Consider the following 25,461-nt stretch of genomic DNA (forward strand, 5'->3'; position numbering starts at 1 on the left):
GGACCTGCGGGCCGTAAGGGGCTCGGACGGGCCGCACGCGCTCCGGCGTGCTCTCATCCGCCCGGGGGCCGCATCGGGCGCGGTCGGGGGCTCAGACGAGCCGTACCACGGCGCGGGCCCGGCCCAGCACCTTCTGGCCGGCGCTGGTCGCCGTGATGTCGAGGCGCACCGTACGGGCCTCGTCGTCCAGCTTGGCGGTCACCTTGGCGCCGATCTCGATGACCGCGCCCTTGTCGTCGTTGGGGACCACGACCGGCCGGGTGAAGCGGACGCCGTACTCGACGAGGGCGCCGGGGTCGCCGGCCCACTCGGTCACCACGCGGGCCGCCTCGGCCATGGTGTAGGCGCCGTGCGCGATGACGTCGGGGAGGCCGACCTCCTTGGCGAACTTCTCGTTCCAGTGGATCGGGTTGAAGTCGCCCGACGCGCCCGCGTAGCGCACGAGGTCGGCGCGGTTCACCCGGAACTCGCGCGTCGGCACCTCGGTGCCGACCTCCACGGCGTCATACGAGATCTTGGCCGTCATCTGCTCTCCTCCACCTCTGCGTCAGCGGCGCGGGCCACCAGCGTCGTGAACGACGTCGCTACATGATCACCCGCCTCGTCGTGGACCTCGCCGCGGACGGACAGGATGTCGTTGCCTGCCAGCGACTTGATCGAGTCGATGATCGAGGTGACCTTCAGGCGGTCCCCCGCGCGGACCGGGCGGGTGTACTCGAACCGCTGGTCGCCGTGGACCACCCGGCTGTAGTCCAGCCCCAGCTGCGGGTCCTCGACAACCTGCTTCCCGGCCGCCTTGAAGGTGATCGTGAAGATGAACGTCGGCGGGGCGATCACATCGGGGTAGCCGAGGTCCCGGGCCGCGTCGGGGTCGGTGTAGACCGGATTGGCGTCACCGAGGGACTCGGCGAATTCCCGGATCTTCTCCCGGCCGACCTCGTACGCGGCGGTGGGCGGGTAGGTCCGCCCCACGAAGGACTGGTCGAGCGCCATCGGCGCACACCTCCTGCGATTGAATTACCAACGAAACGAGGCCGCCCCCCGCGAGTGGGGGCGGCCTCGAATGAGAGTTTATTGCTATCGCGTCTCACGGTGCGCGGTGTGCGCGTTGCAACGCGGGCAGTGCTTCTTGATCTCAAGACGATCCGGGTCGTTGCGCCGGTTCTTCTTGGTGATGTAGTTCCGCTCCTTGCACTCCACGCAGGCCAGCGTGATCTTCGGGCGGACGTCGGTGGCAGCCACGTGAGTGCTCCTTGACGAACAGGCTAGGGGATTAACGCAGAAAGAGTAGCCGATCGAAGGACCGACCCCACAATCGGCTACTGTCAGTAGCGGTGACCGGACTTGAACCGGTGACACAGCGATTATGAGCCGCTTGCTCTACCGACTGAGCTACACCGCTGTGATGCGAGTGACTCCCCGCTCAACCAGCGTAGCTGAACGAGAAGCCTCACACATCAGAGCCCCAATACGGAATCGAACCGTAGACCTTCTCCTTACCATGGAGACGCTCTGCCGACTGAGCTATTGGGGCGAGCGATGAAGACATTACACGGTCGGCCGCCGAAGGTGAAATCCGTATCGGCCCCTCGTCACCCTGGACTCATGCACCACACCGGTACGACTATTCGGCTCCTCCGCGAAGCCGCCCCCACCTCGTCCTAGGCTTCGCTTCGCACCCACGTGATCTTGGCTGCGCACGCATCCGACGCGTGCCCGGCGCGTCACCCGTCGCGTGCTCGGCGCGAATCCCAGGAGCGCGATGCCCGAGAGCCAGCAGCAGCCGCAACAGCCGCCCAGGAACGGCGGAGCGGCCCCCGGCGAGCCCACCGCCCTGGTGCTCGGCGGCGTCCGGCTCGCCGACGGACGCACCGTGGACGTCCGGCTCAGCGGCGGGCGGATCGAGGCCGTCGGCACGGCGGGCAGTCTCGTCCCCGGCACCCGGCTGGACCTCGGCGGCTATCTGCTGCTGCCCGCCCCCGCCGAACCCCACGCCCACTGCGACACCGCCCTTACGGCCGACACGGCGGGTCCGGTCCCGTACGCCCCCGGGGACGTCCAGCGCCGCACTGTCGAGGCCGCCCTGCTCCAACTCGGCCACGGCGCGACGGCGCTGCGCACCCATGTCCGCATCGGCGGGGTGCACGGGCTGCGCTCCCTGGACGCGGTCCTGGAGGCCGGCCGGGTGCTGCGCGGGCTCACGGAGCTGAGCGCGGTGGCGGTGCCCCGGGTGCTGACCGGCGCCGCCGGGGCGGACGGTCTGGCGATGCTGCGGGACGCGGTGAGGATGGGCGCGTCGGTCATCGGCGGCTGCCCCGACCTCGACCCGGATCCGACCGGCCACGCCGAGGCCGTCCTCGACCTCGCCGCGCGCCACGGGTGCGCCGTCGATCTGCACACGGACGGTGACGACCCGGCCCGCCTCGCCCGGCTCGCGGCGATGGCCGGGGGTCTGCGGCCGGGCGTCACCATCGGACCCTGCGGCGGGCTGTCCCGGCTGCCCGCGGAGACGGCGGGGAGGATCGCCGAGCGGCTGGCGGCGGCCGGGGTGGCCGTCGTCTGTCTCCCCCAGGGCGACTGCGCCGGGCTGGAGCACCAGGGCATGCGGGGAGCGCGCACCCGCGCCTGCGCGCCGGTGCGGCTGCTGCGCGCCGCGGGCGTCCGGGTGGCCGCGGGCAGCGGGGCGCTGCGGGACGCGGTGAACCCCGTGGGGCGCGGCGACCCCCTCGAGGCCGCCTTTCTGCTGGCGTCCCGGGGCGAGTCGCGCCCTGATGAGGCGTACGAGGCGGTGTGCGCGCGGGCGCGGGCCGCGATGGGGCTCGCCGAGGTGCGGGTGGAGGCCGGGTTCCCGGCTGAGCTGCTCGCGGTGCGCGGTGACGGCCTCGCGGGGGTGCTTTCGCTCGCGTACAGCAGGGTCGTGGTGCACCGGGGGCGGGTGGTGGCCCGTACCAGCGCGGTGCGGGAGTACTGCGACTCGGCGGCCGCGGCGGCGCTGGACCTGCCCCGGCAGGCACGGCCGCAGAGCGGCGGCGAGCAACAGTAGGCCGCACGGCGTACGGTCGGGATCATGCGCATTGTCATCGCTGGTGGACATGGACAGATCGCGCTGCGGCTGGAGCGGCTGCTCACCGCGCGCGGAGACGAAGTGGCGGGCATCGTCCGCAAGCCGGAACAGGCGGGCGACCTGCTGGCGTCGGGCACCGAACCGGTCGTCTGCGACCTGGAGTCGGCCTCGCTGGAGGACGTGGTCAAGCACCTGGAGGATGCGGACGCGGCCGTCTTCGCGGCCGGAGCGGGCCCCGGCAGCGGTGCCGCCCGTAAGGACACCGTCGACCACCGGTCCGCGGTGCTCTTCGCGGACGCGGCCGAACGGGCCGGGGCCCGGCGGTTCCTGATCGTCTCCTCGACCGGCGCCTCCCACGAGCCGCCGCCGGACACCGACCCGGTCTTCGCCGCCTACCTGCGCGCCAAGGCCGCGGCGGACGACGACATCCGCGCCCGGGCCGGCCTCGACTGGACCGTGCTGCGCCCGGGCCGGCTGACGAACGACCCGGGCACCGGCCGGGTGAAGCTGGCCGAACGCACCGGCCGCGCCGAGATCACCCGCGACGATGTGGCCGCGGTCCTGGTCGCCCTCCTGGACGAGCCCCGCACGGCGGGCCGCACGCTGGAGCTGATCAACGGCGACACGGCGGTGGCGGACGCGGTGGGAGCGGTCGCCGAGCAGGGGTGAGCGTAGGGCGGCCGCCGAGCGGGGGTGATGGGGCCGGGTCGGCCCGGCCCGACCGCTCAGAAGTCCACCCGGGCCGGGGCGTCGGCCCGGGCCACGGACTCCTGGGCGTACTGGCGCTCGTACGCCGTCCGGATCCGTTCGATCCGCGGGTCCTGCGCCCCCGCCTCGGAGGCCGGGTAGAGCAGGACCACCTCGTACGAGCGCTCCCGCTCGATCGTCCCGTTCTGGTCCCGCCACTGCCCCCGGCCGTCGTGGATCGTCAGGCCGGAGGGGAAGCGCGGGGTGATCCGCCGGTCCACGAAGGCCAGGAACTGCTTCTCGGTGACGGGCGGCCCGCCGTCGGGGCGCTCGGTACCGAAGAAGAGCCGGGTCTCGACGTACGGCTTGCCCCGGCCCACGGCGCCGGAGCCCGCCGCGTCGGGCGGGTCGTCCAGCGCGGCGTAGGCGGCGACGGGGGTGGCGGCGGCGAGAGCGAAGGCCGCCCCGACGGCGGCGAGACGGACGCGTGGCTTCATGGTCGGCATCGTCCGATCGTCCCGACGCCGGAGACCCTCGGGAAGGGCGCCTTACGGGGCGCATCCGCGCGAGACGCGAGGCACATCCGTGCGAGGCGCGGGGGACGTCCGCGCAGGGCCCGAGGCACATCCGCACGGGGCGCGGAGCACCTCCGCTCGGGGCGCCGGGCACATCCCCGCGAGACGCCAGGCACATCCCCGCGAGACGCGGAGCACATCCGCGCGAGGCGCCGGGCACGTCCGTGCAGGACCCGAGGCACATCCGCACGAGACGCCAGGCACGTCCGTGCAGGACCCGAGGCACATCCGCACGAGACGCCAGGCACGTCCGTGCAGGACCCGAGGCACATCCGCACGAGACGCCAGGCACGTCCGTGCAGGACCCGAGGCACATCCGCGCGAGGCGCCGGGCACGTCCGTGCAGGACCCGAGGCACATCCGCACGAGACGCCAGGCACGTCCGTGCAGGACCCGAGGCACATCCGCACGAGGCGCCAGGCACGTCCGTGCAGGACCCGAGGCACATCCGCACGAGGCGCCAGGCACGTCCGTGCAGGACCCGAGGCACATCCGCACGAGGCGCCGAGGATCTCGGCAAGGGCGCCTAACGGGGCGCATCCGCGCGGGGCGCGGGGGCTGGGCCGGTTCGGCGTCAGGCGGCAGCGGCCCCGGCCGGGACCGCCCGGCCCAGGGCGTCGCTCAGACCTTGCGCCACCGGGCCATCGCGAACGAGAACACCCCGAAGAGCGCCAGCCCCAGGGCCACCGCCATCAGCAGCCAGGGCCCCGCCGCCGTCCCGGCGAAGGTCCGCAGGGTGTCGTCGATGCCCTTCGCCTTGGCCGGGTCGTAGCGCACCGCGGCCGTGAGCGCGAAGCCGCCCGCCACCGCGAACACCGCCCCGCGGGCCACCCCGCCGCAGATCCCGAGCGCCTCCACGGCCCGGCGTGTCCGCCGGGACATCGCGCTCACCTTGAGGTGCTTGCGGAAGCCGCACCGGATGGCCCGTACCGCGATCCACATCCCCGCCACGGCCACCGCGGTTCCGGCGGCGGCGACCAGCCACCGGCCGTACGGCAGGTCGAGCGCGCGGGCCGTCACGTCCTTCGACTGCCGGTCGCTGGAACCGCTGCCCTGCTCGCCGGTGGCGAAGGAGAGCACCGAGTACGCGACGACGCCGTAGAAGACCGCGCGGGCCGCCCCCGCCAGCCGCTTCCTTGCCGCGCGCCCGTCCGGGCCCGCGGCCCCGAAGACCGCCTCGGACAGCCGCCACAGCGCCATGCAGACCAGCCCGATGCCGACCGCCCAGACCAGCGCCGCGCCGAACGGCTGTTTGGCGAGGATCTGGAGCGCCCCGCCCCGGTCGGCCTGTTCGGCGTGGTCACCCGAGGCGATGCGCAGCGCCAGGACGCCGATGAGCAGATAGAGCACGCCCCGGGTGGCCAGCCCCCAGCGGGCCGCCGCCTCGATGGCCCGGGTGCCCGCCTCGCGCGGGGTGCGTGTGCGCGTTGCCGAACCCAATCCGCGTGCGATCGACGATGCGTTCACCGTTTCCTCCCCAGTTGTCGCTCATCGTTTGCCCTGGACGTACATGTGGAAACGGGACCTTCTCTTGTTGGTTGAAGCGATCCGCCCTACGCTGCCGCCACCGAATCTGACGAACCGTCAGATCGAAGGGAACGGACAGGACCACCACGAGGCGACCGGGGAGAGATGGCGAGATGACCGGCGAGACGAACGGCACCACCGAGCTGCCCCTGGTCATCAGCGTCGATGACCACGTGATCGAGCCCGCGCACCTCTTCGAGACCTGGCTCCCGGCGAAGTACCGGGACCGCGGCCCCAAGCCCCTTACGGCCGGGATCGGCGAACTCGCCTACATCGGCGGCAAGTACAAGTTCACCACCGACCCGGAAGGCCAGCTGACCGACTGGTGGAGGTACGAGGACGACCTCTTCCCCTACAAGCGGATCATCGCCGCCGTCGGCTTCTCGCGCGACGAGATGACCCTCGACGGCATCACCCGCGAGCAGATGCGCCGCGGCTGCTGGGACCCCAAGGACCGGCTCGCCGACATGGACCTCAACCATGTCGAGGCGTCACTGTGCTTCCCGACCTTCCCCCGCTTCTGCGGCCAGACCTTCGCCGAGGCGAAGGACAAGGAGGTCGGGCTCGCGTGCGTCCGCGCGTACAACGACTGGATGGTCGAGGAGTGGTGCGGCGACAGCGGCGGCCGCCTCATCCCGCTCTGCCTGATCCCCCTGTGGGACGTCGACCTCGCCGTGCGGGAGATCCGCCGCAACGCGGCCCGCGGCGTCCGCGCGGTGACCTTCAGCGAGATCCCCACCTACCTCGGGCTCCCCAGCATCCACAGCGGCTACTGGGACCCGTTCTTCGCCGAGTGCGAGGCCACGGGGACGGTCGTGTGCATGCACATCGGCTCCTCCTCCCAGATGCCCGCCGCCTCCCCCGACGCCCCGCCGGCCGTCCAGGCCGCGCTGAGCTTCAACAACGCCATGGCGTCGATGATGGACTTCCTCTTCAGCGGCGTCCTGGTCTCCTTCCCGCGCCTGAAGCTGGCCTACGCCGAGGGCCAGATGGGCTGGATCCCCTACGCCCTGGAGCGCGCCGACGACGTCTGGGAGGAGCACCGCGCCTGGGGCGGCGTCCGCGACCTCATCCCCGAGCCGCCGTCCACGTACTACTACCGGCAGATCTTCTGCTGCTTCTTCCGCGACAAGCACGGGGTCGCCTCGCTGGACACGGTCGGCGTGGACAACGCCACCTTCGAGACCGACTACCCCCACGTCGACTCCACCTGGCCGCACACCCGCCGCATCGCCGCCGAGCATGTGGCCGACCTCTCCCCCGAGACCACGTACAAGATCCTCCGCGGCAACGCGATCCGCATGCTGGAGCTGGACCTCGACCGGGGGCGGCGGGCGGGGGCGGGCGGCTAGCCCCGCCAGGCCGCGCGCGGCGACCGGGTCCTGCGGGCGGCCAGGCCGCGCGCGGCGACCGGGCCCCGCGGGAGGCCAGGCCACGCGCGGCGACCGGGCCCCGCGGGAGGCCAGGCCACGCGCCGCGACCGGGCCCCGCGGGCGGCTAGGCCGTACGCGGCGGCTCGCTCGTGCGCGGCTGGTCCGAGCCGCAGTAGCGGCATTTGCGCGCCGCCGCGGGGAGGTCCTCGGCGAGGCACTCCGGGCAGGTCTTGAGCGGGCCCGGCTCCCCGAAGACCTCCGCGCCGCGGCGGCGCTGGGTGTACTTGTACGGCACGACGATCAGGAAGTAGATGACGCCCATGAAGATGATGAAGTAGATCAGGGCGGAGATGAACGACCCGATGTTGAGGTAGGTCGAGGTGTTCCCCTGGTCGCCGAGCTGCCAGCCGAGCCCGGCCGATTTGCCGCCCTGGAGCCGGGCGATGACCGGGTTGATCACGGAGTCGGTGAACGCCTTGATCAGCGTCGAGAACGCCAGCGCTGTGACCAGGCCGACGGCGACAACGATGACATCACCGCGCATGAGGAAGTTCTTGAAGCCCCTGAGCACGATCCGCCCTCTCTGTTCTGATACGGGGGAATCACCACCCTAGGAGCGGTCTTACGGACCCCGCGGTGCGCCACGACGGACGGCCGCCCGTACGGCGGCAGGTCCCCGCGCACGATGCCGGAACCGGACCTCGACCGCCGAGGCTTTCCGAGACGACTTAAGTCATGCAATGAAATAAGCTGTGCCGCGAGGATTGACGTCCTTCGCCCGGCCTTGAATCATTCAGTCACCGAGCACCGTGACCACGCCGGCGCTCCGGTGCGACGTGGCCGTGAACACACCGGCCACCGGGCTCGCTCTTCCCCCTTACGGCCGTGACCGCACCGGCCGCCCCTGTCCCGCCACAGGAAGGCATGGACTCTCATGAGACCCAGACCTGTCAGGGCCCTGACAAGACTCACGACAAGACCCATCACTCTCCGCTCCACGCTGGTGGGCGCTCTCGCGGCGGTCGCGGTGGCCGTCGGCCCCTGGCCGACCGCTCCGGCAGGCGCCCAGGCGGCCCGCACCGGCTCGGCATCGGCGGGCGAGACCGTCAACGTCTACCTGACCACCACCTCCGGCTCCGACGGCCGTAACGTCGTCAAGGGCCTGGAGCGGCAGACGCCCATCACGTTCACGACTGGCGGCGGGGGCAACGTCACGGTCGACGAGACCCGGACGTACCAGGAGTTCTCGGGCGCGGGCGCATCGTTCACGGACACCGCGGCATGGCTGTTCAACAGCAGCGGCGCGCTGAGCCAGGGCACCCGCGACGAGGTGATGCGCAAGCTCTTCTCCCCCACCGACGGCATCGGTGTGAGCTTCCTGCGAAACCCGATGGGCGGCTCCGACCTCGCCCGTTTCGGCTACACCTTCGACGACGTACCGGCCGGACAGACCGACCCCGGCCTCGCCAGCTTCTCGATCAGCCACGACCTGGCCGATGTCCTGCCACTGACCCAGCGGGCCAAGCAGCTCAACCCGGCTCTGAAGGTCATGGCCTCGCCGTGGACCGCCCCCGCCTGGATGAAGGACAACGACCAGCTCAACCAGGGTTGGCTGGAGGCTCAGTACTACGGCACCTACGCGAACTACTTCGTGAGGTACCTCCAGGAGTACAAGAACCGCGGGGTGCCGATCGACTACGTGACCGTGCAGAACGAGCCCACCTGCTGCGGCGGCTACCCGTCGATGCAGTGGAACGGTTCCGGACTCAACTACTTCACCAAAAGCGAGCTGCTGCCCAAGCTGGCGAACGCGGGCCTGAACACCAAGGTGCTCGCCCTCGACTGGAACTGGGACCAGTGGTCGGGTTACGGCGCGCCCGTCGTGGACGACGCCGCCATCCGCAACCACCCCAACTTCGGCGGTATCGCCTGGCACGGCTACGGCGGCGACGTCCGCGAGCAGACGACCGTCCACAACCAGTACCCCGACGTGGACGCCTTCGACACCGAACACTCCGGCGGCACCTGGATCGCCAACCAGCAGAAGGAGGACATGCACAACCTGATCGACTACACCCGCAACTGGGGCAAGAGCTGGATCAAGTGGAGCCTCGCGGTCGATCAGAACAAGGGCCCCCACAACGGCGGCTGCTCCACCTGCACCGGCCTGGTCACCGTGCACAACGGCGACAGCCAGAGCGGCAAGGTCGACTACACCGTCGAGTACTACACGATGGGCCACCTCACGAAGTTCGTGAAGCCGGGCGCCCACCGCATCGACTCCACCGCCGGCTCGGCCGTCCCGAACGTGGCCTGGAAGAACCCTGACGGCTCCAAAGCGCTGATCGCCTACAACGACACCGGCGGCCAGCAGACGCTGAAGGTCAACTGGGGCAGCCAGTCCTTCACCCACCAGCTCCCCGCCGGGGCCTCCGCCACCTTCACCTGGACCGGCAACCAGTCGTAAGCGCGGCGCCGGTACCGGCCCTGCCCGCACGCCAATGGCCCCTGACCACGTTCCGGAGCTCAGGGGCCATTTCTTCGGCGTGGCTGCGCCAGGATTCGAGCCTGGACGCGCCACCGCGGACGGCCGCCCGTACGGCGGCAGTGCGAGACTCGGCGTCAGCAGCCCGTAATGTGTGCTCCAGGACGATATCGCTTGATCACCGGAGGGCGAGGTCGCCATGAGCACGCTGGTCTTCGACAGTGACGACCTGGAGAGAACCGAGGACTTCCTCAGCAAGGCCTACGCCAAAATGCGCATCGGCAGCAGCACCCCGAGCGCGAACCGGGCACGGATCCGGCGCGACACCATCGAATCGATCACCGTGGACGAGCTCGATCTCGACTTCGAGATGAGCTACTCCGTCAGCCCGCGCGGCAGGATCTGCCTGTGCGTCGTCCACACCGGCACCATCGAGGACCATGTCTTCCCCGGTACCGAGGACTCCTTCGGCTGCGGTGACGTGGTGTCCTTCGCCCCGCCGGACCTTCCCTACTCGGGCCGGATCCGCAACGCCCGCTACAACATCACCATGCTCGACCCCACCCTGCTCAGCCAGGTCGCCGCCACCGTCGACCAGCGCACCCCGCAGCCGGTCCGGCTGACCGGGCACCGGCCGCACTCCGCGGCCGCCGCCGGACACCTGCGGCGCACCATCAGCTATGTGCGCGACCACGCCCTGGCCGACCCCGCCATCGCCGGCCAGCCGCTGATCAGGGCCACCGTCAGCCAGCTCCTGGCCGGCAGCGTGCTGACGGCCTTCCCCAACACCGCGCTCACCGACCCCACCGCGTCCGACCGCAACGACGCCCACCCCGGCACGCTCCAGCGCGCCCTCAGCCACATCGACGACCACGCCGATGAGCCCCTCACCGTCGCCGACATCGTGGCCGCCGCGCACGTCAGCATCCGCGCCCTGCAGCACGCCTTCCGCAGACACCTCGGCACCACGCCGATGGCATACGTCCGCCGGGTACGCCTGGCATACGCGCACCACGACCTGGTGACCGCCGCCCCCGAGACCGCCACGGTGACGGACATCGCCACCCGCTGGGGCTTCTTCCACCCGGCCCGCTTCGCCGCCCTGTACCGCGAGACCTACCGCACCACCCCGAGCGCCACGCTGCGCGGCTGACCACCCGCGCCGCCCTCGCCTTCGTTTTCTGTCCCGCGAGGCGCCGGGACGTGCGTTTGCCGGATCGCCACGGACCGGCCGACCTCTGGAGAGTGGACAGCTGCGGCATTGCCCATTGACGCCGCGGCCCACTTCCCGATCGAAAGGCAGTACGTGGCGATCGAGAGGGATGACCTGCTCAAGAAGATCGCCGGTCTGGAGAAGGAGGTCGGGCAGCTGCGGCAGGCGCTGGTCTCCCACGCCGTCATCGACCAGGCGATCGGCATGGTCATCACTCACGGCCGTCTGCTTCCGGACCAGGGCTGGGACGTCCTCAGGACGGTGTCCCAGAACACCAACACCAAGGTGCGGCTGATCGCCGAGCAGATCGTCCAGTGGCCGTACTCCGGCCGGCTCCCCCAGGACATCCAGCAGGCCCTGGAAGCGGCCCTGGCCCGCGCCTGACGCAGGCCGCCGACCCCGTCCGCCCCCGAACCCGCCCCTGAACGAAAACGGCCCCCGACCGCGTCTCCGCAGTTCAGGGGCCGTTTCTTTGGCGTGGCGGCGCCAGGATTCGAACCTGGGTAGGCTAAGCCGACGGATTTACAGACCGCGCGTCTGTACGCCTCCCACCAGTGGAAACGCCACATGTAAACCAGACAGCCCCACGCCCGTCCCACAGCTACTCGGGGCAGAAGGATCCCTGTCGGCTCTACCGGTAGTCACGCACTCCGGTGTTCGCCTCGCACCTACGCGGTGAGGGTTGCTGAAATCACGTGACTGAAGAAGGACGGTGGGCTACTGTCCGACTGTGCGTGCATTACCTGATCAGCTCCCAGAAATCGAGCTCCCGGCCGAAAGAGGATATGCATTTCGGCTCGGCAAGCGCCAAGTCTATTTACGCTGCCCCCACTGCGCGATGAATACATCAATGCAGATAGTCGAGCGACAGAATCTTCAAGATTTGACCCAAACGTTCGAAAGCGGCAAAAAGCGAAAACTCACACTCTTCACCGTCAAGCTAACCTGCGACTACTGTTCGGGTAACTGCCTATTCTTGTGGGAAGTAGTGAATCCGGCGAAGATAGATTCCAACTCCCGTTACGAGACCACCGAACTAATACAGGTATACCCGGAGCCAGAGCCGCAGCCGCGCCGGATGTCTTCGGATGCGCCGCCATTGGTACGCGAGATATTCAGAGAAGCGGCACTCGCCGAGACGTCGGGAGCTTACCGGCTAGCAGGTGTCGGCTATCGGGCAGTCGTGGAGCAGATCACTAAAGAGCAAGGCGCTACGGGAAATAACCTGCATGCCCGGATAACCTCCCTAGCCGCCCAGGGCGTACCACAGAACATCGTGGACGCCTTCCATGAGGCAAGAGTCGTCGGAAACGATGCCGTTCATGATGGCTTGGCGTATTCCTCAGAGGAGATCGCGGACATTGCCGAGCTGATCAACGAGGCCGTGTTTGTTCTTTACGTGCAACCAACACAGCGTGCACGTATGGCGGCGGCCCGCGCCGCCAGGCGTCAGGCTGCCAAAGCCTCCTCATGAGGTCTTCACCAGAGCTTTAACTGCTGGGACAAAGCTCAATTACGAAGCGAGGCAGCTCTGCTCCACCCACTAACGAGTACGGCCCCCTGCTGCGTTTCGCAACCCAGGGGCCGTTTCGCTCGCGGGGCGACACCCAAGCATTCAAGACTGGGTAGTCGGGGCGACCGTATCACTATGCCCAGAAAGAAAGAAGGACCGTCGGGCAGCCCGGATTACATCGGCGCTTTCCCGACCGCCAGTAGGTGGGAGCTGGCGGCCAATAGCTCAGGGTAGGGCTCAGCCATTCGCGCGGCTGTCAGCGCGGAGGCGAACAGCTCGTCCGTAGGCCCTTCCCCGGGCTGCTGCTCTACTGCCTTGAGCAACGACCACGCGGGGCCCTCGATCCCGAACACCTCGACGTCGGTCAGTCCCGCCGCACGCAGTTCGTCGGCGAGTTCTTCGGCACGGTGGAAGTAGGCCAGGGTGAAGCCTTTACCGTCATGCACGGCGGTGCTGAGGATCTTGGAGATGGCCGCCTTTAGCCGGTCGGTGTGCAGGTGGGCATAGCTGACGTGCTCGAAGAGCGAGGCGTACCGGTTGATGCCCGCCGCGGCGACCAGCCCCCCGGGCTTCACCACGCGCCGAGCCTCCGAGAGGGCCTGGCGCCGGTCTTCCGGATCGGGCAGATGGTAGAGCGGGCCGAGGAGCTGCACGACGTCATAACTGGCGTCTGCCGCGTCCAGTGCACGCGCGTCGCCCTGCGATGCGGGACAGATGGCCGCCGCCTGCTCGACGTGCCGGGCCACGGGGTCGATGAGCTCGACCTTGTAGCCGTCTTCGACAAGCCACCGTGCGTGCACCCCCGTCCCTCCCCCCACGTCGAAGACGCGCGCCGGGGCCGGTGGGAGGAAACGGCGCAGGATCTCCTGGGTGCGGATGAGTTCCAGTCGCCCGTCTGCCGACATGCTCAGCCGGACGTTCTCGTCGATGACCTGTGAGTAGAAGTGTTCGATCTCCGGTGCTAGGGCCAGCTCTGGTTTCGGCATAAGGGCAGTATCCTGTGTACCGGTGGACCAGTCCAGTACGGACCTGACAAGGGGAGCCATGGCGCTGCTGAAGTACGAGGAAATCGCGGAATCACTGCGGTCCCGGATCGCAGCGGGTGAGTTCGAGCCGGGCGAGATCGTCCCATCGGGGCGGGATCTGGCTGAGCAGTGGTCCGTGTCACGGGCTACTGCCATCAAGGCCATGGACGTGCTGCGAAACGACGGCGTGGTGGAGGCCAGGCAGGGCACGGGGTTCATCGTCACCGAGACCCCCAAGGCGCGGCCGGCGGGCGGGCGCCGGGCCGGTTCGGCGCGCGTGACCGGCGGCATGCCGTTCCTTCGCGTGGGCGCCCCTGACTGGGCGGCACCTCCGGCGCACGTGGCCGAGGCGCTTCGGATGGACGGCGACGCGGAGGCACTTCGCCGTGTGCGCGTGATGCAGCTTCCCGACGGGAGCCCCCACAGCTACGCGGTGGCGTGGTTCCCGCCCGAGGTGGCGGAGGCGGCGCCCCGCCTCGCCCAGACTGCCCCCATCGCGGAGGGAACGACGCGGTACGTGCGTCGGCAGACCGGCCGGTTCCCCGTGGAGGGGGCGGACGTCACCACCGTGCGCCTGGCGACGGAGGTCGAAGCGGAGCACTTGGGGCTGTCGGACCCAACCCCGGTGGCCGTTGTGCTGCACACGGCATACGACCAAGAGGGGCGCCCGCTGGTCTGCGAGGAAGGGGTCACGCCGGGCCCTCTCTATGAGCGGGAAGAGACCTACGAGATGTAGCCGTCACGCACCACAGAAGGAGCTGGACCGGTCCGCCGGTCCAGCTTTTTTCTTCCCCAAAAAGTGGCTCTCACCAGCGCAGATGCGATAAGCCGTGACCGAATCTCACCCGAAGAGGTTGACTGGACCGGTCCACCGGTCCAGTCTATGGATGTGGCCGCAAGCCAGCCCGAACCCCCTCGGGGCGGGGCTGCTTCGCCATGCACGACCAGGAGCCCCGCGTTGGACGGGGGGAGGCGACCCGGCGCCTTGTCATTAACCGGAGGGCTTAGACCGAAAGGTCATGTCTCCATACGCCTACACGAGGTCATGGCCGCGCTACCTGATACGGGCGCGGCCCACCTCGAAGGAGACCTGTCCACGTCCGCTTCCGCGCAAGGAGGCGCCGTGCACAGCCAACGACATACCTGGGCGCCGCCGTGATCGACCGGCACGGCGGCGCCTGTGCGTCACCCCGGTTCGCGGCGTCTTCCGCCGACGAACAATCCGGTCCCCCTTCTTCCTGCCATCGCAGCGGCTAGCGCTGCGGCCGGTTGCCTCCTCCGTCCGTCCGGGCCGCCGCGTGCGGCGCCGCACGGGCGGGGCGTGGGGAGCCGGACCTACCGGACTCCGGGCGGGTGAGCGGCGCCGGTGTTGCAGCACCGGCGCCGCGTTCGGGCCGTCCCACCTTGGAAGGAACCACGACCCATGAAAAACATCGGTGCACTTCAGGCGGTTGTTACCGCCGACCTGTCCGACCGCGAGCCGACCGCCGCGGAGCTGGACGCCATCGCGTACGAAACGCCGCTCATCGAGGCGGAAGTCGAGTTGCTGGACGTGCAGATCAGCCTGCTTGACCGGCCCGCGTCCGAGCTGGACACGCGCCGTCTGCGCCGGGCTCGCCGCAAGGTGCTGGCCGCCCGGCTGGAGCTGACCAACCAGGTCGCCCCGGTGACGGGGGTGGGGGCGTGAACGACGCGCTGACGCTCCACGAGCTGGCCGTGCCGTTGACGCTCGATGAGCTGGCCGTGCCGTTGCGGGCGCTGCGCCTGCTGGCTGCGGACTTCGGGCACCTGCCCGCACCGTGTGCGCACGTGTCCACCATCTACCCGAACCAGTTGAAGCTGTCGTTTCACGACGGCCTGACTGACTTCGAGACATGGCGTGACGCCCTGGGTATCGCCCCGGACGCGGTGGACTGCCGGGAGCAGGGCGGCGGCCAAACCCGTGCCCTGTCCCTGACCACCGACTACGCGGGTGCCGAGCTGCGCCTGGTCGCCTACGGCGATGTCCTCGCCCCGGCTACGGCCGCGGGGAGGGACGTCCGATGAACGGCAGGTCCGCCCCGCCGCGGACCCAGATCGCCGCGCTGAACCGGCTCCAGTCGGGGCTGACGACGGTCCTGGTGCTGGTGGCCCTGGTGGCGCTCGCGTTCACCGCGACCAACGTCACGATGTTCGCCATCCAGCACGAGGTATCACCCTGGATCGCCTGGCTGCTGGACCCCATGGTCGCGGTCGCTCTCGGGGCCGTTCTGATCGTGGACGGCCGGTTGTCCGAGTACGGCGTGAACCCCTCTGGCTGGGCCTCGGGGCTCCGCTGGTTCGCGGGTCTGGGCACGTGGGTCATGAACTGCTGGGGCTCGCTGTGGCCGGAGGAGAGCGCGTTCGGCGTTCCCCGGCAGGTGGATCCGGCGGGGCTGGTGCTCCACTCCATCCCCCCTGTCCTCCTGATCGTCCTGGCCGAAGCGATCACCCACTACCGCCGCGCGATCCTCGGCAAAATCGCGGAACTTCGCGCTGAGGTGGAAGCGGCCAGCACGCAGGTGGAAACCGGCTCCGTCCACCCGCCATCCACCCCGGTCACCACCCCGCTTGCCCCGGCCCCGACTCCCGAACCGGCAGCAGTCGCCGTAGAGTCGTCGCCGCTGGTCATCTGCGGTGACCGCAAGGTCTTCCCCCTCACCGTTCCCCCGGTATCCACCCGAGATGAGGGCGACCACGGGGAAGCGGAGAAACTGACCGCGCAGGAGGCGCTGAGGGTCATCCGCACCTGCTGGATGTTGGGCGACTCGATCCCCGAGGCAGCCCGGAAGTCCACCCGTTCCACCTCCTACGTCCACAAGGTCTACAGCCGACTTCGGGACCAGTCATCCGACCCCGAGACCGCCGGCCACGACCGCGTAGCCGAGGCGGCGGTGGCATGAGCGGGCTGCGAACCGGTTCGGTATGCACCGGCTACGGCGGGCTGGATAAGGCGGTGCAGAAGGTGTTCGGCGGGTCTCTGGCCTGGGTCGCAGACAACGACCCCGGCGCGGCCCGCATCCTGGCCCATCACCACCCCCAGGTGCCGAACCTGGGCGACATCACGGCCGTGCGCTGGGAGGACGTGGAGCCGGTCGACATCCTGTGCGGCGGGTATCCGTGCCAGCCGTTCAGCAGCGCGGGCAAGAGGAAGGGAACCGCTGATGCCCGGCACATCTGGCCCCATATCGCCCGTGCCCTTGGCGTTCTTCGACCCCGTTACGCGGTCTTTGAGAACGTCGCAGGGCACCTTTCCCTTGGATTCGACACCGTCCTCGCCGACCTTGCCGCCATCGGGTTCGATGCGGAGTGGTGCACTCTTCGCGCGGACGAAGTCGGCGCAGCCCACCAGCGCAAGCGGCTGTTCCTCCTCGCCCGGCTTGCCCACACCCCGGGCCAGGGACGCGAAGGGCAGGGGTTACCCGGACAATCTGCCGAACGTCGCTTCCCTGCTGCCCACGCCCTCGACATCGGAGGCGACGGGGCCGGGCAGGCCGGACGGGAACCGCAACGACACGCTACGGGCCCGGATCGCGCTGCTGCCCACCCCGCGGGCCTCGGCGAGCGAGAACCGGCAGACCAAACGCACCCCATCGCAGGAAGCCGGGACCCACGGCAAGTCCCTGGCCGCCGAGGTGGCCAGTCTCCTGGCGACACCGATGGCGGGCGACGCGAAGGGAACCAGGAACGCCACGGCTGGCCGGAAGACGGACAACCCGAACGTGACCCCGGGCTGGACGCTCTCGGATGTGGTCTTCAGCGGGCAGCTGCTGCCGACACCGCGGGCCACGGACGGGACCAAGGGCGGCCCGAACCAACGGGGCAGCAAGGGGGACCTGACGCTCCCTTCAGCAGCGCACCAGATTGGGGCGAGTACGGACCGGCCATCGCACGGTGGGAAGCGGTCATCGGCCGCCCCGCACCCCGGCCAACTGACGCTCTGGGACGGCTGAACCCGCCCTTTGTCGAGTGGCTGATGGGCCTGGCCGCCGGTCACGTCACCGAGGTCCCGGGCCTGTCCCGGACCGCGCAGCTCAAAGCCCTCGGCAACGGCGTCCTCCCGCTCCAGGCCATCACCGGGCTCCGTCACCTCGCCGCCCGGATGGCCGCGGACCAGGACCACAGGGCGGGAGCGGCAGCATGACTGAGCCCATCGTCTACGCCACCATGTGGCGGCCGGTGATGGAAGCGGCCGGTTACCGCTGCCAGTGCACCGGCCAGTGCGGCAACGCCCACGCCAAGGGCAAGGGCCGCTGCCCGCGCGAGCACGACCAGCACGCCAGCAAGCACCGCGGCCCCGTCCACCTGATCGCGGCCCCGGCCGACCCGCTCAGCCCCACTCTCGCCGCGACCAAGCTGCCGCCTGGGGACCTGCGGGCCTGGTGCCCGGACTGCCACACCGCAGCCCGCCGCCGCGCCACCGCAGCAGCACGCAACATCACGCCTCCGCAGCAAGCCGGGCTGTTCTGACCGCCCCGCCTGACCTGCGCAAACCCGGACTTCACTCCGACCAAGGAGATTCGCTGTGTCCAGCCGTACCCGTGCCCGCACCGTGAAGACCGCGGCGGGCGTCACCACCGTTCGTATCCCGCGCCAGCGCGGACGCCGCTCCGCTGACCCGTTCGTGGTCGTGATCCCCGAACGCCCGACCCTGACCCGCCTGGCCCTGGACGCCGCGGCGCGGTGGCTGTGGAAGCACCGCCGCGCCCTCGCCCCGCTCGCCCTCGGCGTGCTGGCCCTGCCCATCACCGCGCTCCTGCACGTGATGGCGTGGTGGTCCGCCCTGGTGCTCGCCCCCGCCGCCGCGGGCCCGCTGCTGTGGCTGGGCATCGCGCAGCGCCGTCGCCCGGCCGCCAACGGGTCGGTGTGGGGCTTGCGCATAGCGGCGGCCCTACTCGGCACCTCCGGGATCGCCTGGGCCGCATCCGCCGCGGGGTTCGGTCCCCTGGCCGGTCCGCTGGAGCTGTGGTGGCTGCTGAACCTGATCGCCGCACAGACCACCTGGCTCATCGTCCGCCGCACCGCCAACTGACATAAGGGGACCGCCTGATGGCTCAGCACACCAACGGCCAGCGCCCGCACCGGCCCACCAACGGCCGCGCGGACAACGGCAAAGGGAACAAGTTCGCCAACGCGGGCGCCGCGGCGGGCGGGTTCGTCGGCGCGATGGGCGGCTCGTTCGTCCCGCCGATCAACGTCACGGTCAACAACAACCGCAGCAAGAACCACGCTGGCGGTGCCCGGCCGCACTCCGAAGCCCTGCTGCCTTCCCCAGAGTTCGGCTCCCCGGCGCAGGTGCGGTTCTACTGCAACAGCATCCGCGCGGCGGCCGTCACGCTGTCCATCGAGGTGGCCATGGGTGCCGAAATCCTCAAGGGCGTGCTGGCCGCGGTGCCGGACCCGGAGGGCAAGACGTTCGGCTCCCGCATCCGGGCGCAGAAGGTGGCCCGGAAGCTCCAGAAGTCGGCGGATGCGCTGCGGGATGCGGCCAAGAACGCCGCGGCCGCCTACGCCACCTTCCAGCAGCAGTACGAGGAAGAGATCAACCGCGTCCGTCACCGTGCCCGGCGCCCCCAGCAGCCGCGCATGGACTTCACCCAGCAGTAAGAAGGAGGTGCGGCCATGACCCGCAACAACAGGGTGACCACCTACCACCACGACGGTATGAGTAGCTACACCATGGACCCGCGCGGCGGATCCGGCGGGGGCAGCATCAGCGGATACCTGCTGCACCGCGTCAAGCCCCACCTCCCCCCGTGGCTCGGCGTCGCCGGTGCGGGCCTGGCCGGGGCCCTCGGACACGAGCGGTGGGCCAACAGCGCAGGGGCCGGGGTCGGGCTGACCCTGGCGTCCGTGGCCCTGACCGGCACCACCTGGTGGGTCGGCCGCACCACCGGCAAACAGCGCCGCCTCCACTCAGCCATCACCGTAGCCGCCGGGTCGGCCTGGCTCACCGCCGCCTGCCTGGCCGGACCGACCACCGGCCCGATCGATGACGTCTACCTCATGGGCGGGCCCGGTGTGGCGCTGTCGTGGAACGTGCGCATGGCCATGCGCCGCAACGACACCGATGGGGCAGGGGAAGGCTCGGACAAGGGCCTGCTGGAGAAGGTGGGGCTGGCGCGGGCGCAGATCGGCACCGCGAAGGTGGAGCCCAACCGGGTCACCGCACCGGTCGCGCTGGAGCCCGGAGAGCAGACCAACGACGACGTCACCAAGGCACTGGCACGGATCGCATCCGCGCTGGACCTGCCGAAGTCCGCCGTGCGCTACACCCCCGACCCGGACTCCGAACGCCGCGGAGACCTGGTCATCGTGCCGGAAGACATGCTCTCGGAGGTGGTGGAGTGGGAAGGGCCGTCGAACCTGGGTGGCTCGATCGCCGAGCCGCTGGTCATCGGCCGCTACGACGACGGCGCCGAGCTGGTGATGTGGCTGCCCGGCGACCCGGAGACCGGCCGCAACTCCACCCACCTGCTCATCGCGGGCGGCACCGGCTCCGGCAAGGGCGACACCGCACTGAACGTGCTGACGGAGATCCTGTCCCGCCGGGACGCGATCGTGTGGTTCTCCGACCCCAAGGCGTTCCAGGACTTCGCCCCGCTCCGGGCAGGGCTGGACTGGGATGCCGAGGGCGGCACGCAGACAGAGGTCATGGTGGCGGGCGTCGAGGCAGCCATCCCCGCCCGCACTCGCTGGCTGGGTGCCCACAGCTACCGGCAGTGGGTCCCGGAAGCCGCCGAGGTGCAGAACGACCCGGAGCACACCTGCCGCAGCGACGGCCGCGCCTGCGGCTGCCCCGGCATGCCGTTCCTGGTCGCCTGGTTCGAGGAGGCCGCCAACACCCTGCGCAACCTGGGCGACGACACCTTCACCGGCATCGCCCAGGAAGCCCGCTCGGCGGGCATCTCGCTGGTGGTCTCGCTCCAGCGGCCCTCCTACGACCAGATGTCCACCTCCACCCGCGCATCCCTGCCGTCCGTGATCGCGCTCGGCTGCGACCCGCGCGATGAAGGGTTCTCCCTGCCGGAGACGGTCATCGACGCGGGCGCCCACCCCGGAGCGTGGGGCAACCGGCGCCCCGGCTACTGCTACGTCGTCTCGCCCGGCATCGATGAGGACCGGTACCCCTCCCCGGGCCGTACCCGGCGCTTCACCATCCGGGCCGTGCCGGTCATGGAACGCCTCGCCGCGTGGGCGCAGCACAACGGTGCCCACGCCGACCCGGTCACCGCCGGAGCGGTCTCCGGTGTCGCCGGCCGCGCCTACACCGGCCGCACCACCGACACCGACGACAGCGCCCCGCAGCCGACGACGCTGCGGGCGGTCGAGGAGGAAGACGACATGAACCACGGCGGCCTGCTGGTCGACCCCGAAGACTCCGGGATCGACCCGGAGGAGGAACTGCCCGACGCGGAGGAGGGCGACGACGCCCCGATCTTTGGGCAGACCACCGGCCGCAAGCCCTCTCCGGCCGAGGCCCGGCAGCTCTTCGCTCAGGCACTGGAGGAGTTCGAGGACGCAGGAGAGATGGTCGTCGGTCCGAAGGACTTCATGGACTGGTGCGACCGGAACAACCTCTCCCGCCCCTGGGTCTCCGAGCGGCTCAAGGAAGCCGCCATGGCGGGCCGACTGGAGGCGACCAACACCACCGGCCGGTGGCGCATCATCCCCGCCCTGACGGCCGCCTGACGCCTGACACCGTCACGGGCGCCTGACACCCAAACCCCTAGGCAAACCCGCTGTCAGAAACCCGTGACACCACTGCGTGACACCCCTGACACCCGAGCCTGACACCCCGATCCCCGCGGGCCCGCGCCCTCTCCCGGCGCGGGCCCGCGGGCATCCCGGAGGGATTCGCGATGACCCACCTCAACCGGCCCACGGCCGTCGAAGTCCACCACCCCCAACCCATCACCCCGCACCCGACCGCCGCGCCCCTGGTGCATGTGCAGCCGGGCGCGGCGGCCCAGGTGCAAAGCGTCGTGCTACCGGACGGGCGGGTCATCACCGGCTACGCCATTGAGCCGGTCAAGCCTGAGCCCGTCACGGCCAAACCCGTCATCTCCCACGCAGCGGTGAACATCGCCCTCGGCGGGATCGGGTTCGCCGCGGTCTGCGGTGGGCTGTTTCTGCTCACCGCGTTCATCGCCGCGCTCGCCGCGTTCATCCACCAGCTCATCATCCTCGCCGCGGTCATCTTCGGCGGCTGGATCGCCGTGCAGATCTTCAGCGCGAACCGCTCCAGCCACGGGACCACGGTCAACATCCGCAAGGCAGTCATCAAGCGCAACCACTTCCACACCTAGTCAGGAGATCTCCATGGCAACGCGCCTGGTCATCTGCTACATCGCCGTATGCGACCTCTGCGGCGCCACCACCGACTACGACGGCTTCACCCCCCACCTGGACAGCCCGGAAGACGCCGTCCAATACATGACCGAGACCTTCGGCGACGACGGATGGACCCTCAGCCCCGACGGCCGACTCGTCTGCGACACCGTCACCGACCCGGCACACGAAACCGTCCATGAGGCGGCCGGAAAGCGCACCCCCAAGCCCGGCCCGGACGCCATGAGCGTCCACTTCCCCACCACCTGACCGTCCGCGCATCCGCCAAAGCCATCAGGGAGTGGCTGTGAAAGCACTGACCGTGCATCAGCCGTGGGCCGACGCCATCGCCTACGGCGGCAAGCGCATCGAAAACCGCTCCTGGACCCCGCCCGCCGCGGCCGTGGGCAGCACCATCCTCATCCACGCGGGCAAGACCTTCGACCCCACGGCCCGCTTCGTCATCACCGACTGGAAGGCACTCGACAACTGGCCCGACGCCCGCGGAGCCATCATCGCCACCGCCGTCCTGGCCGGGCACCACCGCGCCGATGGCTGCTGTGCCCCATGGGGCGATGCCCGCGGCCATCACTGGCAGCTCACCGACGTCCAGCCGCTCACCGAACCGGTGCCCTGCCGCGGCGCACAACGTCTCTGGACCCCCGGAGTGGCGGTCCAGGCCATCCGCACCGCCTGATCACCACGAAACGAGGAATGCCGCATGACCCGGCTCCGCATCCAGCACACGACCTGGCCCCGCCGCGCGCTCGTCCTCACCGACACCCCCCGCCCCGACTGTCCCGACTGCGACGGGGACGGCGGCACTGCTCACGACTACGGCGACTATGAGACCGGCGAATACGCGGGCACCGACTGGGAGCGCTGCCCCTGCTGGGACGAGACCCGCCGCTGGACCTTGCTTCCCCTCCCGCGCCGCCCCCGGTGGCTGCGTCGGCAGGACCCCGACGTCGACCCGTGGGCCGAGTCCCCGTTCTAGACACGCCCGGGGCGGCCCCCTCTCACGCCAATGAATCGGGGCCGCCCGGTCTCCCAGCGCTCTCAATAGAACTGGAGGCATCCAGCATGACCCAATCCGCCGTCATCCGGCGAGACCCTCCCGCCTTGTCACCCCTGCGGACCGCGCTGGAGCTGGCCGCGACCGGTCTGCCGGTGCTGCCCCTGCGCAGGGGCAAGGTCCCGTTCGGGAACTGCCGCACCTGCGCGAAGGACGCTCGGACGGGCAGGGCCGTCTGTGGCGGGCGGCCGAACATGAAGGACGCTGGCAACTGCCAGTGCCCCGATCCCTGCCACGCGTGGGCTGCCGCCACCGCCGACCTGTCCGTCATCGCCTCGCCCGCGTGGGCGTCGGCGTGGCGGGAGGCCGTAACGGTCGCCTACCACCCCGGGGGCGCCGGGCTGACCGTGGTGGACCTCGACGACACCGCAGCCGTCGCATGGGCCCGGGAGACCCTGCCCGCCACCCGGATCGTGCCGACGACTCGCGGTGAGCACTGGATCTACCGAGGCGCCATGCGGTCGGTGAACGCCGTCCGTGACGGTGTCGACATCAAGTCCACGATGGCCTACGCCCGGTGGCTCGGTCCCGGCACCGGCACCATGACGGCCCTGCCGGACATCGTGCGTGCGCTGGCCGTGAAAGAGCCCTCCACGGTCCGGTCGGCCCCACAATCCATCGCCGTACCCGCACCGGCCGGGGAAGGGGCCTGCCCTCACCGCACGCCCACCTACCTGGACCGTGGCATCGCCATGGCCGAGCAGCGCATCACCGAGGCCACCAGCGCGATCCACACCACCGTCTACCGCACCTTCCTCGCCGTGCTCTCCACCCACGGCCGGTGCGGCTGCCTCACCGAGGCCCACATCGCGCGACTGTTCACCGCCGCACAGGCCAAGGGCGAATCCCCCCGGCACTGCACCGACGCGTGGACCAACGCCCTTACCACGTTGGGGCTGTAGCGATGTCCGACGACGAAAAGACCCCGGCCCGCGAGGTCATCACCGACTACGCGCAGGCGCACTTCCGGTACTTCCGCACCGCCGACGGGACCGTGTACGCGCAGAAGAACAGCCACCCTGTGGCCCGTCCGATCCGCTCTCAGGGCACCACGGGAAGTCACCGCCAGGAACTCATGGTGGGCCTGTTCAGGGACGGGCGGGGCGTGTTCACCGGGACCGCGCTCAAGGAGGCGTTGGACTTGATCGAAGCGCTCGCGCTGACGGAAGACGTGCAGCCTGTCCATATCCGCGTCGCGCCAGGACTCGACGGAGCGACCTGGCTGGACCTGGGCCGCAACGACGGGCAGTCGGTCCGTATCCACCCCACCGGCTGGGACATCGCCATCCCCGACCCGCGCGAGGTGTGCTGGCGTCGCACTCAGCTCACAGGGGAGCTGCCCCTGCCCGCCAAGGACACCGACGGCAAGGGCATCGATCTCCTGTTGCGGCTGTGCAACTTCGCCAACGCGGAGACCGAATGCTTGGCCATCGCCTGGCTCATCGGCTGCCTCGGGCCATCCGTCCCCGTTCCCGCCCCGTTCCTCACCGGCCCCCAGGGCGCGGGCAAGTCCACCGGCGGGCGGATGCTCGTGAGGATCATCGAGGGCATGAGCGGCGACCTGCGCCGCGCTCCGAAGGACGAGGAAAACCTGATCGCGGCCGTGGCGGCCGGATGGGTCACCGCCCTGGACAACCTCTCCCACATGACCCCGGACCTGTCCGACGCCATGTGCTGCATCGTCACCGGAGCCGAGAACGTCAAACGCGCCCTGTTCACCGACGGGGACGTTTTCCGCGCCCGCTACCGCCGCCCCCTCCTGCTGACCGGCATCGACGTGGGCGTCATCCGGCCCGACCTCGCGGAACGGCTCCTGCCCCTGCGTCTGGAGCGGCCCCGCGTCCGGCGCACCGAAGCTGAGCTGTGGACGGAGTACGCGGAAGTTCTGCCCGTCGTTCTCGGGTCTCTCCTGGACCTCACAGTCAAGGTCCGCGCAGCGGAGGCAGAGACCCCCACCGATCTGCGGATGGCGGACTTCGCGCACCTATGTGCGCAGCTCGATGCGGCTACCGGTCTCGGGGCGCTCGCCGCGTACCGGGCCAGTCTGGACGACCTGAACGACGACGTGATCGAGGGCGACCTTCTGGCGCAGACCGTTCTCAGGCATGCGGACACCATGGAGGCGGGCGCGGCGCAGCGGATGACCTCCACCGAGTGGCTGCACTGCCTCAGTCGCCTCTACAGCGGCGACGAACTACGTCCCCCGCCCAAGGGGTGGCCGACCACGGGAAAGGTGTTCTCCGACCGCCTCAAACGCCTCCAGCCGACCCTTGCCGCCCGTGGCGTCCTCATCGACTGGGGCCGCACCAGCGAAGGCCGCTACCTCGAAATGACCCGCCAACCGGCCCCGCCCCCACACGAGCAGAAGCCGGTGTTCTGACCCGCGACCACGCGCTCGGTCCCGAACAGCAAGAGGAGCACCACGCTAACGGCGTGCTCCTCTTGCTGTTCGGCGGAACGCCGCCCGATGGTCGCGCCGCGCAGCGGCTCCTTCTTCACGCTGTAAGGCGCACCGAACTACAACAGACACCCCCTCTTTTGTCCTAAGAGGGAAGACGCTGCGTCATCTGCGTCA

At 70.1% G+C, this 25,461-nt stretch carries 29 protein-coding genes, 3 tRNA genes and 2 pseudogenes; 24 read left to right on the plus strand and 10 right to left on the minus strand.

Annotation, left to right across the window (positions count from 1 at the left end; all coding sequences use genetic code 11):
- Nucleotides 1-91: 91 nt before the first annotated feature.
- From LIV37_RS21960 to LIV37_RS21980, 5 genes are all read right to left on the minus strand, one after another.
- Entirely contained in the window at nucleotides 92-526 is a 435-nt protein-coding gene (locus LIV37_RS21960) for a MaoC family dehydratase (protein WP_020869311.1), read from the minus strand.
- Nucleotides 523-993, minus strand: a complete 471-nt coding sequence (locus LIV37_RS21965; protein WP_020869312.1) for a MaoC family dehydratase N-terminal domain-containing protein — start codon at nucleotides 991-993, stop codon at nucleotides 523-525. Before LIV37_RS21965 ends, LIV37_RS21960 begins: the two co-directional genes overlap by 4 nt.
- An 84-nt stretch (nucleotides 994-1,077) precedes the next feature.
- Entirely contained in the window at nucleotides 1,078-1,242 is a 165-nt protein-coding gene (gene rpmG, locus LIV37_RS21970) for a 50S ribosomal protein L33 (RefSeq protein ID WP_009715907.1), read from the minus strand.
- 87 nt (nucleotides 1,243-1,329) lie between these two features.
- Nucleotides 1,330-1,402, minus strand: a tRNA-Met gene (locus tag LIV37_RS21975).
- 59 nt (nucleotides 1,403-1,461) lie between these two features.
- Nucleotides 1,462-1,534, minus strand: a tRNA-Thr gene (locus tag LIV37_RS21980).
- Nucleotides 1,535-1,762: 228 nt separating this feature from the next.
- On the opposite strand from LIV37_RS21980, the gene LIV37_RS21985 reads away from it, so the two are divergent.
- Both LIV37_RS21985 and LIV37_RS21990 read left to right on the plus strand, forming a co-directional pair.
- Nucleotides 1,763-3,043: an amidohydrolase family protein gene (locus tag LIV37_RS21985; RefSeq protein ID WP_020869313.1), complete on the plus strand. Its 1,281-nt coding sequence runs from the start codon at nucleotides 1,763-1,765 to the stop codon at nucleotides 3,041-3,043.
- A 24-nt stretch (nucleotides 3,044-3,067) separates the two neighbouring features.
- Nucleotides 3,068-3,733 (plus strand): NAD(P)H-binding protein, encoded by a 666-nt coding sequence (locus tag LIV37_RS21990; RefSeq protein ID WP_020869314.1) that lies wholly within the window; start codon nucleotides 3,068-3,070, stop codon nucleotides 3,731-3,733.
- Nucleotides 3,734-3,789: 56 nt separating this feature from the next.
- Here LIV37_RS21990 and LIV37_RS21995 read toward each other — a convergent pair whose 3' ends face one another.
- Both LIV37_RS21995 and LIV37_RS22000 read right to left on the minus strand, forming a co-directional pair.
- Entirely contained in the window at nucleotides 3,790-4,257 is a 468-nt protein-coding gene (locus LIV37_RS21995; RefSeq protein WP_020869315.1) for a DUF3574 domain-containing protein, read from the minus strand.
- 690 nt (nucleotides 4,258-4,947) lie between these two features.
- Nucleotides 4,948-5,793, minus strand: coding sequence for a DUF1206 domain-containing protein (locus LIV37_RS22000; protein WP_373920641.1), 846 nt, complete (start codon nucleotides 5,791-5,793; stop codon nucleotides 4,948-4,950).
- 173 nt (nucleotides 5,794-5,966) lie between these two features.
- On the opposite strand from LIV37_RS22000, the gene LIV37_RS22005 reads away from it, so the two are divergent.
- Nucleotides 5,967-7,205: an amidohydrolase family protein gene (locus LIV37_RS22005; RefSeq protein WP_121824646.1), complete on the plus strand. Its 1,239-nt coding sequence runs from the start codon at nucleotides 5,967-5,969 to the stop codon at nucleotides 7,203-7,205.
- Between the two features lie 145 nt (nucleotides 7,206-7,350).
- Here LIV37_RS22005 and LIV37_RS22010 read toward each other — a convergent pair whose 3' ends face one another.
- Nucleotides 7,351-7,797 (minus strand): MscL family protein, encoded by a 447-nt coding sequence (locus LIV37_RS22010; protein ID WP_020869318.1) that lies wholly within the window; start codon nucleotides 7,795-7,797, stop codon nucleotides 7,351-7,353.
- A gap of 363 nt (nucleotides 7,798-8,160) precedes the next feature.
- Here LIV37_RS22010 and LIV37_RS22015 point away from each other — a divergent pair.
- The 3 genes and pseudogenes from LIV37_RS22015 to LIV37_RS22025 all read left to right on the plus strand — a co-directional run.
- Nucleotides 8,161-9,690 (plus strand): annotated as a pseudogene (locus LIV37_RS22015) (glycoside hydrolase family 30 protein); the annotation flags it as partial.
- A 220-nt stretch (nucleotides 9,691-9,910) separates the two neighbouring features.
- Complete coding sequence (locus LIV37_RS22020; RefSeq protein WP_020869320.1) at nucleotides 9,911-10,864, plus strand: helix-turn-helix transcriptional regulator; 954 nt, start codon at nucleotides 9,911-9,913, stop codon at nucleotides 10,862-10,864.
- A 153-nt stretch (nucleotides 10,865-11,017) separates the two neighbouring features.
- Nucleotides 11,018-11,308: an ANTAR domain-containing protein gene (locus LIV37_RS22025; protein ID WP_121825338.1), complete on the plus strand. Its 291-nt coding sequence runs from the start codon at nucleotides 11,018-11,020 to the stop codon at nucleotides 11,306-11,308.
- Nucleotides 11,309-11,402: 94 nt separating this feature from the next.
- Here the strand turns inward: LIV37_RS22025 and LIV37_RS22030 are convergent.
- A tRNA-Tyr gene (locus tag LIV37_RS22030) sits at nucleotides 11,403-11,473 on the minus strand.
- A gap of 301 nt (nucleotides 11,474-11,774) precedes the next feature.
- On the opposite strand from LIV37_RS22030, the gene LIV37_RS22035 reads away from it, so the two are divergent.
- A complete protein-coding gene (locus LIV37_RS22035) occupies nucleotides 11,775-12,398 on the plus strand; it encodes a DUF4145 domain-containing protein (RefSeq protein WP_158634894.1) in 624 nt (207 codons plus the stop codon).
- Between the two features lie 212 nt (nucleotides 12,399-12,610).
- On the opposite strand, the gene LIV37_RS22040 is transcribed toward LIV37_RS22035, so the two are convergent.
- Nucleotides 12,611-13,423 (minus strand): class I SAM-dependent methyltransferase, encoded by an 813-nt coding sequence (locus LIV37_RS22040; RefSeq protein ID WP_020869322.1) that lies wholly within the window; start codon nucleotides 13,421-13,423, stop codon nucleotides 12,611-12,613.
- Nucleotides 13,424-13,481: 58 nt separating this feature from the next.
- On the opposite strand from LIV37_RS22040, the gene LIV37_RS22045 reads away from it, so the two are divergent.
- The 17 genes and pseudogenes from LIV37_RS22045 (at nucleotide 13,482) to LIV37_RS22115 (ending at nucleotide 25,266) form a co-directional block, all read left to right on the plus strand.
- Entirely contained in the window at nucleotides 13,482-14,198 is a 717-nt protein-coding gene (locus LIV37_RS22045; protein ID WP_020869323.1) for a GntR family transcriptional regulator, read from the plus strand.
- Between the two features lie 687 nt (nucleotides 14,199-14,885).
- Nucleotides 14,886-15,149 carry a DUF6284 family protein gene (locus LIV37_RS22050; RefSeq protein ID WP_020869324.1) on the plus strand — a complete coding sequence of 88 codons (264 nt, stop codon included), beginning with the start codon at nucleotides 14,886-14,888 and terminating at the stop codon, nucleotides 15,147-15,149.
- Complete coding sequence (locus LIV37_RS22055; protein WP_020869325.1) at nucleotides 15,146-15,508, plus strand: hypothetical protein; 363 nt, start codon at nucleotides 15,146-15,148, stop codon at nucleotides 15,506-15,508. The genes LIV37_RS22050 and LIV37_RS22055 overlap by 4 nt, the downstream gene beginning before the upstream one ends.
- Nucleotides 15,505-16,383, plus strand: a complete 879-nt coding sequence (locus LIV37_RS22060) for a hypothetical protein (protein WP_020869326.1) — start codon at nucleotides 15,505-15,507, stop codon at nucleotides 16,381-16,383. Before LIV37_RS22055 ends, LIV37_RS22060 begins: the two co-directional genes overlap by 4 nt.
- Nucleotides 16,380-16,802, plus strand: a pseudogene (locus tag LIV37_RS52105) (DNA cytosine methyltransferase); the annotation flags it as partial. The gene LIV37_RS22060 and the pseudogene LIV37_RS52105, both read left to right, overlap by 4 nt.
- A 58-nt stretch (nucleotides 16,803-16,860) precedes the next feature.
- Nucleotides 16,861-17,433 carry a hypothetical protein gene (locus LIV37_RS52110; RefSeq protein WP_309471213.1) on the plus strand — a complete coding sequence of 191 codons (573 nt, stop codon included), beginning with the start codon at nucleotides 16,861-16,863 and terminating at the stop codon, nucleotides 17,431-17,433.
- 23 nt (nucleotides 17,434-17,456) lie between these two features.
- Complete coding sequence (locus LIV37_RS52115) at nucleotides 17,457-17,624, plus strand: hypothetical protein (RefSeq protein ID WP_309471214.1); 168 nt, start codon at nucleotides 17,457-17,459, stop codon at nucleotides 17,622-17,624.
- A complete protein-coding gene (locus LIV37_RS22070) occupies nucleotides 17,621-17,950 on the plus strand; it encodes a hypothetical protein (protein WP_020869328.1) in 330 nt (109 codons plus the stop codon). The genes LIV37_RS52115 and LIV37_RS22070 overlap by 4 nt, the downstream gene beginning before the upstream one ends.
- Before the next feature lie 55 nt (nucleotides 17,951-18,005).
- Nucleotides 18,006-18,512, plus strand: a complete 507-nt coding sequence (locus LIV37_RS22075; protein WP_020869329.1) for a hypothetical protein — start codon at nucleotides 18,006-18,008, stop codon at nucleotides 18,510-18,512.
- Nucleotides 18,513-18,529: 17 nt separating this feature from the next.
- Nucleotides 18,530-19,087: a plasmid transfer protein TraA gene (gene traA, locus LIV37_RS22080; RefSeq protein ID WP_020869330.1), complete on the plus strand. Its 558-nt coding sequence runs from the start codon at nucleotides 18,530-18,532 to the stop codon at nucleotides 19,085-19,087.
- 57 nt (nucleotides 19,088-19,144) lie between these two features.
- Nucleotides 19,145-21,172, plus strand: coding sequence for a plasmid transfer protein TraB (gene traB / locus LIV37_RS22085; protein WP_121825336.1), 2,028 nt, complete (start codon nucleotides 19,145-19,147; stop codon nucleotides 21,170-21,172).
- Nucleotides 21,173-21,342: 170 nt separating this feature from the next.
- A complete protein-coding gene (locus LIV37_RS22090; RefSeq protein ID WP_020869332.1) occupies nucleotides 21,343-21,789 on the plus strand; it encodes a hypothetical protein in 447 nt (148 codons plus the stop codon).
- 13 nt (nucleotides 21,790-21,802) lie between these two features.
- Nucleotides 21,803-22,081, plus strand: a complete 279-nt coding sequence (locus tag LIV37_RS22095; protein ID WP_020869333.1) for a hypothetical protein — start codon at nucleotides 21,803-21,805, stop codon at nucleotides 22,079-22,081.
- A gap of 37 nt (nucleotides 22,082-22,118) precedes the next feature.
- Nucleotides 22,119-22,508 carry an ASCH domain-containing protein gene (locus tag LIV37_RS22100; RefSeq protein ID WP_020869334.1) on the plus strand — a complete coding sequence of 130 codons (390 nt, stop codon included), beginning with the start codon at nucleotides 22,119-22,121 and terminating at the stop codon, nucleotides 22,506-22,508.
- A gap of 24 nt (nucleotides 22,509-22,532) precedes the next feature.
- On the plus strand, nucleotides 22,533-22,808 hold the full coding sequence (locus LIV37_RS22105; protein ID WP_020869335.1) for a hypothetical protein: 276 nt from the start codon (nucleotides 22,533-22,535) through the stop codon (nucleotides 22,806-22,808).
- 86 nt (nucleotides 22,809-22,894) lie between these two features.
- Complete coding sequence (locus LIV37_RS22110; protein ID WP_020869336.1) at nucleotides 22,895-23,788, plus strand: bifunctional DNA primase/polymerase; 894 nt, start codon at nucleotides 22,895-22,897, stop codon at nucleotides 23,786-23,788.
- A 2-nt stretch (nucleotides 23,789-23,790) separates the two neighbouring features.
- A complete protein-coding gene (locus tag LIV37_RS22115; protein ID WP_020869337.1) occupies nucleotides 23,791-25,266 on the plus strand; it encodes a hypothetical protein in 1,476 nt (491 codons plus the stop codon).
- The last annotated feature ends 195 nt before the right edge of the window (nucleotides 25,267-25,461 follow it).

Origin of the sequence: Streptomyces rapamycinicus NRRL 5491, from assembly GCF_024298965.1 — a bacterium.
Lineage (GTDB): Bacteria > Actinomycetota > Actinomycetes > Streptomycetales > Streptomycetaceae > Streptomyces > Streptomyces rapamycinicus.